This window comes from Streptomyces purpurascens (assembly GCF_045040895.1).
GTDB classification, from domain to species: Bacteria; Actinomycetota; Actinomycetes; order Streptomycetales; family Streptomycetaceae; genus Streptomyces; species Streptomyces purpurascens.
The window spans coordinates 8,937,239-8,955,378 of record NZ_CP108341.1; the positions used below are offsets into that span (position 1 = coordinate 8,937,239).

At 73.2% G+C, this 18,140-nt stretch carries 6 protein-coding genes; all 6 read left to right on the forward strand.

Annotated features, from left to right (window positions below):
- The first annotated feature begins 320 nt into the window (after positions 1-320).
- Genes OHU35_RS40560 through OHU35_RS40585 form a run of 6 tightly spaced genes read left to right on the forward strand, consistent with a single transcriptional unit; the run spans position 321 to position 18,134 of the window.
- Positions 321-7,811, forward strand: a complete 7,491-nt coding sequence (locus tag OHU35_RS40560) for a non-ribosomal peptide synthetase/type I polyketide synthase (protein ID WP_189727431.1) — start codon at positions 321-323, stop codon at positions 7,809-7,811.
- A gap of 5 nt (positions 7,812-7,816) precedes the next feature.
- A complete protein-coding gene (locus OHU35_RS40565; RefSeq protein ID WP_189727430.1) occupies positions 7,817-9,064 on the forward strand; it encodes an MFS transporter in 1,248 nt (415 codons plus the stop codon).
- Entirely contained in the window at positions 9,061-12,564 is a 3,504-nt protein-coding gene (locus tag OHU35_RS40570; RefSeq protein ID WP_189727429.1) for a non-ribosomal peptide synthetase, read from the forward strand. Before OHU35_RS40565 ends, OHU35_RS40570 begins: the two co-directional genes overlap by 4 nt.
- A complete protein-coding gene (locus OHU35_RS40575; protein WP_189727428.1) occupies positions 12,557-15,268 on the forward strand; it encodes a type I polyketide synthase in 2,712 nt (903 codons plus the stop codon). Before OHU35_RS40570 ends, OHU35_RS40575 begins: the two co-directional genes overlap by 8 nt.
- Positions 15,265-17,355 carry an amino acid adenylation domain-containing protein gene (locus OHU35_RS40580; RefSeq protein ID WP_189727427.1) on the forward strand — a complete coding sequence of 697 codons (2,091 nt, stop codon included), beginning with the start codon at positions 15,265-15,267 and terminating at the stop codon, positions 17,353-17,355. The genes OHU35_RS40575 and OHU35_RS40580 overlap by 4 nt, the downstream gene beginning before the upstream one ends.
- A complete protein-coding gene (locus OHU35_RS40585; RefSeq protein WP_189727426.1) occupies positions 17,352-18,134 on the forward strand; it encodes a thioesterase II family protein in 783 nt (260 codons plus the stop codon). Before OHU35_RS40580 ends, OHU35_RS40585 begins: the two co-directional genes overlap by 4 nt.
- The last annotated feature ends 6 nt before the right edge of the window (positions 18,135-18,140 follow it).

Consider the following 18,140-nt stretch of genomic DNA (forward strand, 5'->3'; position numbering starts at 1 on the left):
CGACAACCTGGACCGGCTCGCAGCCGCCTTCACGGGCTGCCCATGGTCGCTGCAGTACGTGAGAAGTGACGCCTCCTCAGTGGTCGCCTGCCTCGGGCTCGCCATCAACTCGTTTACTGCCTGCGGCACTGCGCCCACCACTGCCAGGACACCTCGCCCGTGCCCACCCGAGATGTGAAAGCTGGTGCTGGAGTGACCTGTGATGCGTGTCATATCGAACGTGGGTGCAGATTGCATCGAGTCGGGGCACGTAGCTTGCAGGCAACGACGATCTTGAGTCCACGGGGGACATGATGACCGCGTCAGCCAGTACGGGACCGATGACGTTCGCCCAGGAGCGGCTGTATGTCAGCAGTGAGGCGGAGGGGCATGACGTCTACCTGGTGACCGTGGCGATGCTCATCGACGGTGACCTCGACGTCGAGGCACTGCGCCGGGCCGTCCAGGAGGTGACGGCTCGTCATGACTCGCTGCGGGCCACCTTCGTCTTCGAGGGCGGTGCGCTGGTCCAGCGGATCCCGGACCGATCGGCCGGGCCTTCGTGGACGGTCACCGAGGCCGATCCGGCCGCCGAGCGGTCGGATGCGGTGCGGGAGTTGGCCGGTCGGCTGAGCGCGCCGCCGTTCGATCTGGCGGCCGGTCCGCTGGTCCGTTGGGGGCTGACCCGGATCGGCCCGGGGGAGTTCGGGCTGGTCATGGTGGCCCATCACATCGTGTGCGACGGCTGGTCGCTGGGTGTGATCTTCCGCGACCTCGAGACCGCGTACGCGGCACGCGTGACGAACCGTGGAGAGCGGCTCTTCGACGCCGAGGCACCCAGTCCGCTCGTCTGGGCGGAGCGCGAGCGCGCGTTATGGGCGGAGGGTGACGCCTCGTCGGCCGATCTCGACTTCTGGCGCGGTCACCTGGCCGGGATGAGACCTCTGGCCCTGCCGACCGACCTGCCGCGCCCGGCGGTTCCCAGCGGTGCCGGCGGATCCCTGCTGGTGCCCCTCGACGAGGAGTTGGTCACCCGGCTGCGCGACACCGCACAGCGGGCGGGCGCCACCGTCTTCATGGCCTTCGCCGCGATCTACGCGACCGTCCTGGGCCGGTACGCCGGCCAGGACGACGTGGTGATCAGCAGCCCCGTCGCGGGCCGGAACTCCGAGGAGGAGCAGTCCCTCGTCGGATGCCAGATCAACATGGTCCCGCTGCGCCTGGACGTCTCCGGCCGTCCGGGCTTCACCGACCTGCTGCGCCGGACCCGAAGCGCCGTACTCCCGGCCATGGCACGGCAGAACGTGCCCGTCGATGTGCTGGTCCGGGAACTGGGCCTGCGCGGGGCCGCCGGACGATCGCCGCTCATGCAGTGCTCGCTGGCCGTACAGAACTTCGACGCGGCACTGCCGGAGCTCGCCGGAGTGACGGTCACCGAAGTCGAGGTGCACAGCGACAGGGCGAAGTGGGACGTGGCCCTGACCGTCGATCTCTCGGGTGAGTACCCCTCCCTGCGGCTCGAGTACGACGCCGACATCCTGCTCGCGCCCAGTGCCGAGACCCTGGTGCGCCACCTGCTGTCGGCACTGCGGCACGCGGTGGAGTCGCCCGACGAGCCGCCCCGGATGGTGGACGCCGAGGAGGCCGACTACCTCACCCTCGGGGTGAACCCGACGCCGGCCGCGGCCGAGACCGAGAGCGTGCTCGCCCGGTTCCGGCGAGCACGCACGGCCCACCCCGACCACCCGGCGGTGACCGACGGGACGACCACGCTGACCTACGCGGAACTCGACGGCCACGCCGACCGGGTGTGCCGAGAGCTGCGCAGCGCCGGAGTGGCACCGGGCGCGCGGGTGGGCGTCTGCGGACAGCGGAGCCCCTGGAGCGTGGTCGCGATGCTGGCCGCGTGGAAGGCCGGGGCGACGTACGTACCGCTGGACCCCGCAGGCCCGAGCGAGCGCCTGCGGTCGATCACGGCGCGAGCGGGGATCGGCCTGGTCCTGGCCGACCGGGCGAGTCGACCGGTGCTCCAGGAGTGGCTGCCCGCTCTGGACTGCCTCGTGGTGGATACGCGGGAACACCTCGCAGCTCCCGCAGTTCCCGCAGCCCCTGCCGACGTCGTCGACACCCCGCCACTCGAGGACAGCGCCCCCGAACAGACCGCGTACGTCATCTTCACCTCCGGCTCGACCGGGGAGCCCAAGGGCGTCGAGGTGCCGCACTCCTGCCTCTCCCAGCTCTTCGCCGACCGGCCCGCCGGGCTGGAGACGGACCGGACGGATGTGTGGCTGTGCACGCACTCGTTCGCCTTCGACTTCTCGGTCTGGGAGATCTGGGGTCCGCTGACCACCGGCGGCACCTGCGCCATCGCGGGGAACGACCAGGTGCGCGACCCGGCGGCGCTTGCCGCACTGGTCGCCGAGCGCGGGGTGACGGTCCTCAGCCAGACGCCCGGCTCGCTCTACCGCCTGGCCCCGGAACTGACCGCCGCGGCCCGGCCGGACGAATCGCAACTGCGCTACATCGTGCTCGGCGGCGAGGCACTCGACTGGGACCGGCTGGCCCTGCTGCTCGGTGACAGCGGCCTCGACGCCACCGTGGTCAACATGTACGGGATCACCGAGGGGACCGTCCACGTCACCGCTCGGCCGGTCCATACCTCCGCACTCGACTCGGTGCGGACGAACTCGATCGGTGTTCCGCTCCCGCAGGCCCGCTGCTACGTGCTCGACGAGTACGGCGAGCCCGCCGGACTCGACGTGCCGGGCGAGCTCTGCATCGGAGGCGGGCACGTCGCCCGCGGCTACCTGAACGACACCGCGCAGACCGCGGAACGCTTCGCTCCCGACCCGTTCCACGCCGGCGCAACGATCTACCGCACCGGCGACCTCGCCCGCTGGCGCACCGGCGGCGAGCTCGAGTATCTGGGACGCGACGACGACCAACTGAAGGTGCGGGGCCACCGCGTGGAACCCGCGGAGGTCGAACGGGCCGTGCTGCGGCTGCCCGGACGGCGCCGCCCCTCGGCCTGCGCCGTCCTCGCCCATGACGACACCCTGGTCGCCTTCGTGGTCGTCGACGGGCCCTTGCCGGAGACCGAACTGCGCGACCACCTGCGGTCGGTGCTCCCGCCCTACCTCCGGCCGAGCCGCTTCGTCCAGCTCGACGGTATTCCGCTGACACAGAACGGGAAGGCGGACCGTGCCCGCATGCTCGGCCTGCTGTCCCGAGAGCGGCCGATCGACGAGCAGCCGATCGACGAGCAGCAGACCGACGAGCGGACAGCCGTGTCCGGGGGCGTTCCGGTTGCCTCCCAGGGGCGGGACCTCGCGGACCTCACGCGGACCGTGCTGGCGACCTGGCAGACGGTGCTCGAACAGTCCGGCATCGGGCTGGACGACAACTTCTTCGACGTGGGCGGACACAGTTTCGCCCTGCTGAAGGTCCACGAGGCACTGGGCAGGGCCGGTCTGGAGATCAGCGTCACCGATCTCTTCCACCACACCACCGTCCGAGCCTGCGCCCGGTTCCTGCACGGGAGATACGGCACCTCCCCGGCGGACGGGACAGAGCCGCTGCCGGCGGTCCGGTCCTCCGGTCGCCGGCGCCCCGTCGACGGGCGCATCGCCGTGGTCGGCATGGCGGCGCGGCTGCCCGGCACCGGCGAGGATCTGGACGCGTTCTGGCGGATGGTGGTGGCCGGTGAGCACGCCGCCGCCCGCTTCGGCGAGGAAGAGCTGCGCGCCGCGGGTGTGCCGCGGAGCAGCCGCGACGCCGCGGGCTATGTCCCGGTGCGAGCCGCTCTCGACGATGTCCGGGGATTCGACCGGAAGTTGTTCGGCTACTCGCCGCTGGAGGCGTCCCTGCTCGACCCGCAGCAGCGGATCCTGCTGGAGTGCGCCTGGCGCGCGCTGGAGGACGCCGGGTACGCCCCTGCGGGGCCTGAGGAGAACCGCACCGGTGTCTTCACCGGAATCGGCGGCAACGCCTATCTCCAGGAGGTGCTCGCCAACCCGAAGATCTCGCAGAACGCCGGGCCCCTCCAGGTGGTCATCGCCACCGACAAGGACTTCGCGTCCACCCGCATCTCCTACAAGCTCAACCTCCAGGGGCCGAGCATCACGGTCCAGACCGCGTGCTCGACGTCCCTGGTCGCCACGCACATGGCGGTGCAGAGCCTGCTGGCGTACGAAAGCGACCTCGCCCTCGCGGGCGGCTGCTCGCTCGCGCCGCCCTCCCGGCACGGCTACGTCCACGAGCCCGGCGGCATCTTCTCCTCGGACGGTCTGTGCCGGCCGTTCGACGAGCACGCCGAGGGCACCATCCCCGGTGACGGGGCGGGCGTCGTCGTACTGAAGCGGCTGGAGGACGCACTCGCCGACGGGGACGTCGTCCACGGCGTCATCCTCGGGTCCGCCGTCAACAACGACGGTGCCCGCAAGGTCGGTTACACCGCGCCCGGCCCGTCCGCCCAGGCCGGGGTCATCCGCGCCGCCCTCGAGGTGGCGGGGGTCCCGGCGGAGTCGATCGGCCTGGTGGAGGCGCACGGCACCGCCACCAGACTCGGCGACCCGGTGGAGGTCTCGGCTCTGCGCGAGGTCTTCCTCGACGAGGCGCGGGACGCGGAAAGCGCTCCGCTGTACGTCAGCGCCGTGAAGTCGAACACCGGTCATCTCGACGCCGCTGCCGGAGTGGTGGGCCTGATCAAGGCCGTACTCGCCGTACGCCACGGCACGGTGCCCCCGATCGCGAACTTCACCCGCCCCGCCGAACGGCTCGCCTCGGAGGGAACCGCACTGCGTTTCCCCGCCACGCCGCTGCCATGGCCACAGGGGCCTACGCCCCGGCGCGCGGGGATCAGCTCCTTCGGCATCGGCGGGACCAACGCCCATGTCATCGTGGAGGAACCGTCCGCCAAGGCCGCCGACAACGCCAAGTCCGCCTCGGCTCCGGCCTCCTCCACCCCCGAGCTTCTGACGCTCTCGGCCGCCGACGAGGCCGCCCTGGGCCGGGCCGTCCACCGCCTGGCCGACCATCTGGAAGCGAACCCAAGCCTCTCCCTCGCCGATGTGGCGTACACCCTCCGCGTCGGCCGGGCCCGCCTCCCCTGGCGTGCGGCGGTCGTCGCCCCGGACACCGCTCGGGCACCGGCCCTGCTGCGCCGGGCGACACTCGGCCAGGCCGGCGTCAGCGCCGGATCGGGCGCGGTGCTGATGTTCCCCGGCCAGGGCACCCAGCGACCGGGGATGGGGCGTGCCCGCTACGACGCCGACCCGGTCTACCGCTCCTGCGTCGACGAGGGACTTGAGGCCGTCGACCCCGCTCTCCGGCAGGAGGTCGCGGACACGCTGCTCGTCCGGGCGGACTCCGCGCGCGCCGACGCGCCGGACGGCTCCATGAGCACGCTGCTCGCCCAGCCCTGCCTCTTCCTGGACCAGGTCGCCACGGCACGGAGCCTGACCGCCCGGGGAGTCGAGCCGCGGGCGCTCGTCGGACACAGCCTCGGCGAACTGTCCGCGGCCTGCGTCGGCGGAGTCCTCACCCTCGCGGACGGGATGACCGCGGTGACAGCGCGGGCACGGCTGATGGAGGCCGCGCCGCCGGGTGCCATGGCGGCCGTCGTCGCACCGGCCGAGGACGTGGCGGAGCTGCTGGCCGAGGGCACGGCCCTCGGCGTCGGCGGACCCAGCGAGGAGACGGCCGGTCCGGTCATCGCGGCCCACAACGGACCGCACTCGACGGTCGTCTCCGGCCCGGCCGAGAGCGTGACCGCCTTCACGGACCGCTGCCGGGCGGCCGGACTGACCACCGTACGGCTGCGCACCTCGCGCGCGTTCCACTCGCCGAGCATGGCCGCCGCCGCGGCCGACTTCGCCGGCGTGATGGCCGGACTCGGCCTCAACGCCCCCCGGACACCGCTGTTCTCGGGCGCGACGGGACGCCGGCTCGGCGACTCCGAGGCCGTCGACCCGCGGTTCTGGGCCTCGCAGATCCGCCTGCCCGTGCGCTTCTCCGACGCGGTCCGCGCCCTCTCGGACGACCTCTCGCCCGCCGTCTGGTGGGAAACGGGAGCGGGCTCCACGCTGCAGGGGCTCGTGAGCGACATCCTGCGGGACCGCAAGCCGCTGCTCGCCGGGTTCGACCGGCCACGGCACGGCGGGTCCCTCGCCTCGGGGCTGGAAGCCGTCGGGGAGCTGTGGCGCCGGGGGCTCGGCGAGCTGTGGCGGGACGAGGGCGAGAGCGTCCGGAGGGTGTCGCTCCCGACGTACTCCTTCACCCGGGAGCGGTGCTGGATCGAGCCGGAGGCCACCGTGCCCGCCCCGCGCGAGTCACACGTTTCGCAGGACATAGAGATCGACGAACCAAGCGACGTGAAGGAAGTGGAGGCGGCCGTGAGCGACGTGACGGGGGACACCGACTCGGTGCTGAGCGCCCTGTGGTGCGAGGTGCTGGGCGTCGATGCGGTGAGCCCCGAGGACGACTTCTTCGACCAGGGAGGGCACTCGCTCGCCGCGCTGCGGCTGAGCGCCCGCATACGCGATGCCCTGGGGCTGGAGATCAGCCTGGACTCGTTCTTCGACGAGTCGACCTTCGGCGGGCTGGCCGGGGTCGTGCGGGAACGGCTGGGTTCACCGGCACCGACCGCACCGCCGCGCGCGCAGACCCCGGCGGCACCTGTCACGGTCACACCGGCGCCGGTGACTGCCGCACCGGTGCCCGTGCCGACGGAGCACCGCCCGGCGGCCCCGGCCGGCGACCTCACCACCAGCGTCTACTTCTTCTCCTCCGCACAGGGCGAGCTCGGATCCGACTACGACCTGATCCTGGCCGCAGCCCGCGAGGCGGACGCGCTCGGCTACGAGGCGATCTGGACGCCGGAGCGGCACTTCCACGAGTTCGGGGCGCAGTACCCCAACCCGGCGGTGCTGAGCGCGGCGCTGGCGACGGCCACCGAGCGCATCCACATCCGGGCGGGCAGCGTCATCCCCGCGCTGCACAACCCCCTGCGCCTGATCGAGGACTGGCGGATCGTCGACCGGATCTCGGGCGGCCGGATCGGGGTGTCCTTCGCCCCCGGCTTCCACCCCAGCGACTACGTGCTGGCCCCCGACCGGTTCGCGGGCCGCCGCGACACCTTCGAGGACGACGTCCGCCGGATCCGCACGCTCTGGTCCGACGGCGTCGCACCGGACGCCGTCGACGGCACGGGCGGCAGGATCCAGGTGTCCCTGTACCCGAGGCCCGTCCAGCCGGTCCTGCCGACCTGGCTGACCGCGACCTCGAACGACGAGAGCTTCCGCCGGGCCGGCACGCTGGGCGTCAACCTCCTCACCGCCCTGCTGGAGCTGAAGACCGACGAACTCGCCGACAAGATCCGGATCTATCGCAAGGCGCGCGAGGAAGCCGGGCACGACCCCGAGACCGGCCGCGTCACCCTGATGGTCCACTGCTACGTGGGCGAGTCGGAGGACATGGTGGAAGAGGTCTGCCACGACCCCTTCCTGCGCTATCTGCGCAGTCACACCCAGCTGCTCGGCACGCTCACCGCCGCCCTGCCGGAGGAACGGATCGACCTGGACCGGGCCAGCCCGAGGGACGTCGACGCCATTCTGCGGCGCGCCTACCGGAAGTTCCGCGGCGAGCGGGCCCTGCTGGGCGATCCGGCCACGGTGCGGCAGCGGTGCGAGCTCCTGCGGGAGGCCGGAGTGAACGAGATCGGCGCCCTGGTCGACTTCGGCCTGACACAGCGCCAGGTACTGGGCAGCCTGCGGCGGCTGGCCAGGCTCCGGGACGACATGGCGGGAACCGGCACCGCGACAGCCACCCGATGAGCGGCATGTTCAGAAGGTTCCTGACCGCCACCGCCGTCTCGGACACCGCCAACGGCGTCTTCGCCGTGGCGGCGACGATCACGGCGGCCGCGGCGTCGCACTCGGCGATGGCGGTGGCCGCGGTCACGGTCGCGGCGACTCTCCCCTGGCTGATCGTCGCGGTGCCGGCCGGTGTCCTGGTGGACCGGATCGGGGCGGTCCGCGCGGTCACCCTCGCCAACCTCGGACGCTGCGTGGCCATGTTCGGCCTCGCGGGGCTGATCTGGGCCGACGTGGCGCTCGCGGTCACCGTCCCGGTGCTGGTCTTCGTGGTCTCCTGCCTCCAGACCGTGGTCGACACCGCGGCCGAGGTCGTGACGGCGAACGCGGTCGACGACGCGCGCCGCACCCGGGCGAACGGACTGCTGGCCGTGTCGACCCGGCTCTTCTACCAGTTCCTGGGACCCGCCCTGGCGGGCGTGCTGGTCGACGTCGACCATGTGCTGCCCAGCGTGCTGTCCGGCGCGGCGTGCCTGGCCGCCGCGCTGGTCGCCGCCCAGCTGCCGCGCACCGAAGCCGGAGTGCGGTCGGACTCGGGCGAAGGCTCCACCGGTTTCTGGGACGGGGCGAGGATCGTCTTCTCGCAGCCGATCCTCGCGACCATCGTCGCCGTGGGCGGTCTGACGACGATCGCCAACAGCATCTTCTTCACCCTCCTCGTGGTGTACGCGATCTCGCCGGGCCCCCTCGGACTGTCCGCCTCGCAGTACGGCTTTCTCGTCGGCGCCATCGGGGTGGGCGCGGCCGTCGGCGCCCTGATGACCCACCGGGTGGAGCGGTGGCTGGGCCGGAGCACGACCCTCACCCTCACCCGGGTGGGCTGGGCGCTGGTCTTCGCGGGCCCGCTGTTCGCCGAGGGATTCCCGCTGACAGCCGTCATGACGGTCGGCAGCGCGCTCGGCGGCATGTGGTCGGTCGAGTCGATGTCCGTACGGCAACTCACCGTCAGCCGGGCGGACCTGGGCCGCGTCAGCGGTGCCTCGCGGATGCTGACCTATGGGATGACACCGGTCGGTTCGGCGATCGGCGGCACCGTCGCGCTCGCCGTCGACGCCCAGGTCCTCTTCGCCGTGTCCACCGCCCTGACCCTGCTGACCATCATCCCGATCCGGGCCTACCTGTCCGATCGGGCGATCGAGGCGGCGACCCGAAGGCCCGAACCCGACGCCGAGAAGGTGCCGGTGTCCGACAGCGAGGGGGACAACACCCAGTGAGCACCGACGCATCGCGTCCCGCGCCGACGACCGAGGCCTGGGAGCCGCTGCTCGACGAGGCGCTGCGCCATGCCACACGTCCTCCCGGCACCTGGGCCGACGCCACCTTCGGCGAGCTGGGCGGCTCCTCGCTCCAGGCGTACCACCTGGTGGCGCTCGGCGAGCGGCGGCTCGGCCGGGCACTGGACCTGAAGCTGCTGCTGAGCGGCGCCCGGCTGGGCGACGTACTCGCCGACGCGCGGCCGGTGGCCGACCGGCCCGTCTCGGTGCCACCCCCCGGTGACCGGCCGTTGCTGCCCGGTCAGTCGCAGATGCTGACGGCTCATCTGGCGGGACGCGACGCGACGTACCGGCTGATGTTCTCCGTGGTGGCCCAGGACCTCGACACCGCGCGGGTCACCGCCGCGCTGCGGGCGTTGGCCGCACGGCACGAGTCCCTGCGGACACGGTTCGTCGCCGACGGCGACGTGTTCGCCCGGCGGGTCCTTCCGCAGTGGCGGGTCCCGCTGCGCGAGGTGGAGCTCCCGCCGGGCGTCGACAGCCTCGCCGAGCGGATGGAGGCGCTGGTCGGCCCGGCCGCCGGAAGGTTCCTGCGGCCCTTCGAACAACCGCCCTGGTGCGCGTTCATCGGCCGCTCCGCCGGTGTCGGTGACGTCCTCACCCTGGTGTTCCACCACGCGATCGTCGACGGATGGAGCATCGGCGTCCTGCTGCGCGAGTTCTCGGAGTGCTACGGCAAGGGCCGGATCGAGGACCCGAACCCCCCTGTACCGGACTCCTCGCTGTCCCGGTACCAGGCCAGGGCGGAATCGGGCCGACTCGCCGAAGACCTCGGCAGGGTCGCCGAACGGCTGGCCGGAGCGCCGAGCGACCTCCGGCTCCCTTGGGCGGCCGGGGGAGAGGACGGGCCGTTCGACCCGGACGGCAGCCGTCTGCCCTTCGTACTGCCGCCCGATGTGCGGGACGCCGTCGAGGCCGTGGCGCGGCGGGCCGGTGTACGCCGCCCGGTCGTCCTGCTGGCGGCCTGGGCCCTGGTGCTGGGGCGCCGGGCAGGCGTCGACGACCTCGTCCTCGGGATGCCCACGAGCGGGCGTTTCCGCGCGGACCAGTTCGACGCGGTCGGTCTGCTGACCCGGGTGGCACCGGTCCGGCTCCGGCTGGAGCCGGAGCTCACGGTGGACGGGTACCTCGCCCGGGCGGCCGCCGACTACGACGCCGCGATACGGGACTCGGAGGCCCCGTACGAGGACATCGTGCGCCACCTCGACGCGCGCCCGGTCCGCGGCTCCAACGCGCTGACCCCGTTCGCGTTCGCCGCGCACGACGAACTCGTCCCGGCCACCCTCGACCTCGCCGGAACACCGGCCGAGGTGGTCGAAGGGCACTGCCGTGGCGCGGTGTTCGACGCGATCCTCTACCACCGGCGCTGGGGAAGCGAACCGGCCCTCGCCCTGGAGTACTCGCACTCCCGGGTCGGACCGCAGACCGCCACCGCGCTGGCCGGCGCGCTGCTCGCGACACTGCTCGAGTTCGAGCGGACCCCGGACGCACCGCTCAGCGGGCTCACCGGACTGTCGGCCGTCGAACGAGCCCGGATCGCCACGCCGGCGCATTCCACCCCCGACACGGCGGACGGGCCCGAAGGCCTGTGGGAGCGCTTCGTGTCGACCGCCGGGAGGAGTCCCGATGCCGTCGCCGTCACCGATCCCGCCGACGGCCACACGCTGACCTACCGCCGGCTCGAACAGGCCGCCACGCGTTACGCGTCCGTCCTGCACGACGCGGGTGTCCGAGCCGGGGACCGGGTGATCATCCAGGTCGACCGCTCGGCCGCGGAGGTCGTCGCCGTACTGGCGGTCCTGCGGACGGGGGCCTGCTACGTCCCCGTGCCGCAGCAGCTGGCCGGCACCTGGCGCGACGAGGTGCTCCGCGTCACCGGGGCCACGGTGGCCGTGGCCTCCGCCGACCACTGCCGGGACTGGCCGCGGCACATGCGGCTGGTGGCACCGTGGTCCCCCGACCCGGCTCCGTACGAGGAGACCGGGGCGCTCGCGGAACCGCACCCGCGCGCCGGGGACAGCCCGGCCTACATCTCGTTCACCTCCGGGACCACGGGTACGCCCAAGGGAGTCGAGATACCTGACCGCGCGGTGATCCGCCTGGCCGCGGACACCGGCCTGCTGCGCCCGGCGGACGACGAGGACCCCGGTCGCCGACGCTCGATGCTGCGCATGGCACCCCTGGCCTTCGACGCCTCGACCCTGGAGCTCTTCCACCCGCTTCTCAACGGGGACCGGATCGCGATCCTGCCACCGGGCCCCGCCTCGCCCCGGGCGATCCGCGCCTTCCTGCGGGACGAGGAGATCACCCACGCCTGGCTGACCTCGGGGATCTTCCGTCTGGTGGCCCAGTACGACGCCGCCTCGCTCGGCTCGCTGCGCCAGCTGCTGACCGGCGGGGACGTGGTCTCACCGGACCATGTCCGGGCCGTCCTGGAGGCCTCGCCCGGACTGTGGGTCACCAACGGGTACGGCCCGACGGAGAACACGACGTTCACCACCGTCCACCATGTGACCTCGGCGGACGAGGTCGGCGACGCCGTTCCGATCGGCCGGCCCATCGAAGGCACCGGAGTTCTCGTGCTCGACGAGACGGGCCGTCCGGTCCCGCCCGGGGTCGACGGCGAGCTGTACGCCACCGGCCTGGGCCTGGCCCACGGCTATGCCGGGGACGCCGAGCGCACCGCTTCGGCCTTCGTCACCGTGCCCTGGCTCGCCGGCGAACGCGCCTACGCCACCGGGGACATCGTCCGCTGGAACGAGGCCGGAGAGCTGCTGTTCCGGGGCCGCCGCGACCGGCAGATCAAGGTCCGCGGCCATCGGGTCGAGCTCGCCGCGATCGAGTCGCACATCAGATCCTGGCCGGGTGTCGTCGACGCGGACGTGAGCGCCGTCGGCGACGACCGCACCGACCGGGCCGTCCTCGCCTCGGTCGTCGGCCCGGAGCGGTCCGCCCTGCGGCGGCTCGTGCCCTCGCTGACGGACACCTTCCCGTCGTACGCGCTGCCCGGCCTGTGGTGCCTCGTGCCGTCCCTGCCCCTGAGCCGCAACGGCAAGGTGGACACCGACGCGCTGGCGGCCCGGGCGCTGACGACCGAGCACTTCCTGGCCGAGAGCCCCGCACCGGCCGCCCCCACGGCACCGGCCGCACCCGTGCCGGGCGAGGCCCCGGCGGAACCCGCCCCGCCCTCCCCGGCGCCGTCCGAGGACGCCGTCGTGGAGCAGGTCGCCGATGTCTGGCGGCACCTTCTCGGCGGCGACGACTTCCACTACGACGAGGCGTTCTTCGACGCGGGCGGCGACTCCATGCAACTGACCGAGATGCGCAACGCGCTGCGCAAGCGATTCCCGGGAGTCCGGATCACCTCGGTCGACATCTACCGGGCCCCGACGGTCAACAAGTTGGCGGCCCGCATCAGGGAGGGCATGCGCGGTGCGTGAAGCGGAGACGGAGACGGAACCGATCGCCGTCATCGGCGTGTACGCCCGTACCCCGGGCGCGGGCGACGATCTCGACGCCTTCTGGCACATGGTGGCCGAGGGCCGGGAGGCGGTGACCGCCCTGTCCGACGCCGAGCCGGTGGCGGAAGGGGCGACGACCGCCCCGGCCGTCGGCAGCCGGTCCGACCGGGTCGCCCGGCGCGGAGTCCTCGCGGACATCGGGCAGTTCGATGCCGAAGCCTTCGGCATGCCCCCGCGGGAGGCCGAACTGACCGACCCTCAGCACCGGCTGCTGCTGGAGGCCGCGTGGGTGCTTCTGGAGCGGGCCGGGCACGGCACCGGCGGCGGGCGCGACGGCCGCGCCGGCAGTCGGGTCGGCGTCTTCGCCGGCGCGGGCCTGAACTACTACCTGCTGCGCCACATCCTCACCGATCCCTCGATCGAGCAGGCGGAGGGGCTGCTGCCCCTCGTCCTGGCGAACGACCGGGACCACCTCGCCGCCAAGATCGCCTATCGGCTCGGCCTGACCGGCCCGGCGATGACCGTGCAGACCGCCTGCTCGACCTCTCTGGTCGCCGTGCACCAGGGCGTCCGGGCGCTGCGCGGCCGGGATGCCGACCTCGTGCTGGCCGGCGGGGTGAGTGTCGAACTGCCGCAGGACGAGGGCTACTCGGTCACCTCGGGCAGCGTGCTCTCCCACAGAGGCCGCTGCCGCCCGTTCCAGACCGGCCGGGACGGCTCCGTACCGGGCAACGGTCTCGGCCTGGTCGCCCTGCGGCGGCTCGGAGACGCGCTCGCCGACAACGACACCGTCCTGGCCGTGATCCGCGGCTCGGCGGTGAACAACGACGGCGGCGACAAGGCCGGATACACCGCTCCGGGATTCGCGGGCCAGGTAGATGTGTTGCGCACGGCCTACCGGGACGCCGGAGTCGACCCCGCGACGGTCGGATACCTGGAGGGACACGGCACCGGCACCGAGGTCGGCGACGACATCGAACTCGCCGCACTCGCCGAGGTGTTCACCCGCGACGGGGAGGACGAACCGCTCCCGCTCGGCTCGGTCAAGGCCAACATCGGGAATCCGGGCGCGGCCGCCGGGGTGATCGGCCTGATCAAGACGGTGCTGGCCCTGCGCCACGGCGTCCTCCCGCCCCTGGTGGGCGCCGGTGACGATGCCGCCGCGGACGACCTGCCGGACGGCTTCGTGCTGGACCCTGCCGCCCGGCCGTGGGCCACGGAGCCGGGCGTGCCGAGACGGGCCGGGGTCAGCTCGTACGGCATGGGCGGAACCAACAGCCATGTCGTGGTCGAGGAGTACCGGCCCTCCCGGCCCGGGCCCGAGGAGGACCTGGCGGCGGCGCTGATCCCGCTCTCGGCGAGGGGAGAGGAGGGAGTGCTGCGCTATCGGGACGCCCTGGCGGCCCACGTGGCCGCCCGTCCCGGCCGGGTCGGCGATGCCGCCCGCACCTTCACCTCCGGCCGGCGCCGCTTCCCCGTACGCCTCGGCGCGGTGCTCACCCCGGACGGCCTGGCCCGCGAGTCCCTCCAGGACGCGCCCCGCCGGGCACCGAGGAAGACACCCCCGATCGTGTGGGCCTTCGGCGGCCAGGAGGCCGGCGTGCGCGGCGTACTGGCGGGTCTGTACCCCCGTTACGCCGTGGTGCGCGATCGGGTGGAGCAGGTCCTCGCCCACCTGGGCGAGGAGGACGGAACGAGGATCCGCGCCGTCCTGCTGGACGAGACCGACCGGGCGGCGCCCTCCGCCGAACTGGACCAAGTCGGCTTGTACATCACTCAGTTGGCCATGGCCGACCTCCTGGCCTTCCTCGGCGTCGCACCCGCCGCCGTACTGGGCCACGGCATCGGGGAGTACACCGCGGCCTGTCTCGCCGGCGAGTTCCCGGCGGTCGCGGGCGCCGACCTGCTGGCGAAGCCCGTCCCGGAGGGTGCCGAGAGTCTCGCCCTCAAGCCGCCGGCCCTGCCCGTCGTCTCCGCGTGCACCGGCCGGGCAGTGGATCAGCGGAAGGGCCGCGACCCCGGCTTCTGGGCCGCCGGGCCGCCGCGACCCGTGCGCTTCCCGGACGCCGCCCGCACGCTCACCGACATGGTGAAGGGCGCACTGGTCGTCGAGATCGGGCCCGGCCGGTCGCTGAGCGACCTGTTCCGCCCGCACGTCCGGGACGACGGCCTGTACGACGTGCTGCCGATGCTGCCCGCCACAGGCCTGGTGTCCTTCCTCACCCAGCTCGGCCGGCTGTGGTCGGCGGGGGCCCGGGTCGACCTGGAACGGGCCAACGGGGCCGACGGCTACTGCCGGGTGCCCCTGCCCACCTACCCGTTCGACCGGAGGCTGCACTGGATCGACGCACCCCGCCCCGGGGCGCCCGCCCCGGCCGCCCGGCAGAGCGGGAACGGCAGCCTCGCGTCGACCGAGGCGGAGGCGGAGGCCGGGACGCTGTCCCTGGTGCTCCGCGCCTGGGAGGAGACGCTCGGCCTCAGGGACATCGAGCCCGATGCCGACCTGTACATGCTCGGCGGGGATTCCTTCACCCTGGTCCGGCTGGCCGTCCGGCTCTCGCGGAGCTGCGGCCTGGAGATCCCGGCGAGGAATCTGCTCGGCGTCGACCTGACGCCCCGCGCCATGGCCGACCTGATCGACGAGATGACCAACGGGACGCAGGGGGAAGCGAGTCGACCGTGACGCAGCACGAAGTGATCGAAGCACAGCGCGTCACGGTGGAGGCCCCCGACCGGGCCTCGGCCGCCCTGGCGGCCGCCGTCGTGGCGGCGCGGGTCTGCCACACCGGGCACGTCACTGTCGAGGTCGGATCGGACACCTCCGGCGAGGGGACGAGCGTGCCCCTGGCGGACGGCGGACACCAGGCGGTGACCCGGCTCGCCGAGGCGATCGGCGAGCGGTGCCGACGGGGCACGGTCCGGCTCGACGTGCACTGTGACAGCTGCCGCGAGGGCGCGGCAGACCACCGGCCCTGCCGACTCGAACTGCCGGACAGCGGGAAGGACGGGCTGCCGACAGTCGTTCACGGGTGCGGTGGGACCTTCACCCGATGGGCGCCCGAGCGGACAAGGACCCTGCTGGAGCGGCTCGTTGCCACTCCCGAGGCCGGTCTCGACCATCTGGTGGTCGCCGGCGCGGAGGAGCGCCGGATGCTCCTGTCCCTCGGGGGAGCGCGGGTGGCCCGCCCGCCGTCCTCGCTGCACGATCTGATCGTGCGGACGGCCGAGCTCCACCCCTCACGGGTGGCCGTCACCGCCGGGGACGAGTCGCTGACCTACACGGAACTCCTCGTCCAGGCACGCGCGTTCGCGGACCGGCTCCGGGCCGAGGGCGTCCGTCGGGGCGACGTGATCGGAGTGAGCACCTGGCGCTCCGTGGAACTCCCCGGAGTACTGCTGGGCATCCTGCTGGCCGGCGGGGCGTATCTGCCGCTCAGCCCCGAGGCACCGCCCGCCCGGCTCCGGACCATGATCGAAACGGCCGGGGCGCGGATCGTCGTATGCGCCGAAGAAGCCGCGGGAAAGGTGCGGCAGGCCGCGCCGGACGTGACCTCGCTGACCCTGTCCGGCGTACGGCTGTCAGGGCCGCCCTCCGCCGGGCCGGTCCCCCGAGCGGCAGGTGAGCTCCGGGCCCGCTCGGACGACCCGGCGTACGTCCTGTTCACCTCCGGCTCGACCGGGCGCCCCAAGGGCGTCGTCGTTCCGCACGGCGCCATCGTCAACCGCCTGCTGTGGATGCAGGACCACCTCCGCCTCGACGGATCGGACATCGTCCTCCAGAAGACCCCGTTCGACTTCGACGTGTCCGTGTGGGAGTTCTTCTGGCCGCTGCTCGTCGGGGCCCGCCTCGCGATGGCCCCGCCGCTCGCGCACCTCGACCCGGAGGAGATGGCCGAGACCCTCATCCGGGAGGAGGTCACGGTCGCCCACTTCGTGCCCTGCGTCCTGGAGCAGTTCCTGCGGGAGCCGCGGGCCGGGGAGTGCACCCGGCTGCGCCGGGTGGTCTGTAGCGGTGAGGTGCTCCCGCCCGCGCTGGCGAACCGGGCGGCCTCGATGCTGGGGGCCGGTGTCCACAACCTCTACGGACCCACCGAGGCCGCGGTCGACGTGACAGCCTGGGACTGCCGCACACCCGAGCCGGGCCCCGCCGTGCCGATCGGTGGGCCGATCGACAACGTCAGCGCCTACGTGCTCACGCCGAACGGTGAACCCGCGCCCTTCGGAGCGGTCGGCGAACTCCATCTGGCCGGGGCCTGCCTCGCCTCGGGGTACGCCGGTGCTCCGGATCTCACCCGCGAGCGGTTCGTTCCCGACCCCTTCGCGACCGGGCCGGGCGCACGGATGTACCGCACGGGCGACCTCGTCCGGTGGTCCACCGCGGTGTCGTCCGCCGACGGCCGCGCGGTCCTCGACTACCACGGACGGATGGACCAGCAGATCAAGATCCACGGGGTGCGCATCGAGGCGGGGGAGGTCGAGCACGTGCTCGACCAGCACCCGAAAGTGCGGGCGAGCGCGGTCGTGAAGACCGAGGGACCCGGCGGGGACCGGCTGGTCGCCTGTCTCGTCGTCGACCCCGCCGACCCGCCAGGCCGGGCGGAGCTGCGCCGTCACGCGCTGGACCGTCTCACGCCCGCCATGGTCCCGACCCGGTTCACCGTCCTCGACCGCTTTCCGATGACCGCCAGCGGCAAGATCGACCGGTCGAGGCTGCGCGAGCTCGGTCGGCAGGGCGGCTCCGAGCCACAGCAGGAGGCGTTCCCGGCATGAACTCCGTTCTCTTCCCACTCGACCCCGGCCGCCGGCAGCAGGAGCCACCGTCCGGACTCCCGCTCGTGGTCGTGCCGCACGCGGGCGGGACCGCGCACGCCTTCCGCGGCTGGACGACACCGGCCCGGACCCGGGGGCTCGAGGTGTTCGGCACCCGCACGGTGACGCCCGCCGCGGGCTCCCCGGCTCCGAGTGTCCGGGACCGGGCCCACAGACTGGCCCAGTCCCTGGCCGAACTCGGTGAGCCCTTCGTCCTGGTGGGCCACAGCCTCGGCGGACTCATCGCCGCGGAGGCGGTCCTGCACCTGGAGCGGCACCATCCCCACGCGGTCCCGGCGCTGCTCGTCGTCTGCGCCACCAACCCGCCCCAGCTGCACCGACCGATGCCCGTGCCGAACGGAACCGAGGCGGAGGCGGTGGACTTCCTCCGCGGGGCGGGCGGCACACCGGCGGCCGTGCTCGAAGACCGCGGCATGCGTGAACTGGCCGTCGCGATGCTCCTGGGCGACCTCGCGTCGCTGCGCGGCTTCGCATGGGACGGCCGTCGTCTCACCACCCCCACCGCCGTGTACGCGGGCCGCACCGACCCGCTCGCCCCGCCCGAGTCGCTCGCCCGCTGGACGGGCGCCGCCGAGTCGGTGACGACCCGGGACTTCGACAGCGGTCACTTCTTCCCGCACGACCGGACGGCGGAGGTGCTCGACGCGATCCGGCTCGATCTCGCCGGCCGCGACGCACCCCGGGGCATCGGTCGCCCCCACCACGCCCACCGGCCCTGACCTCTG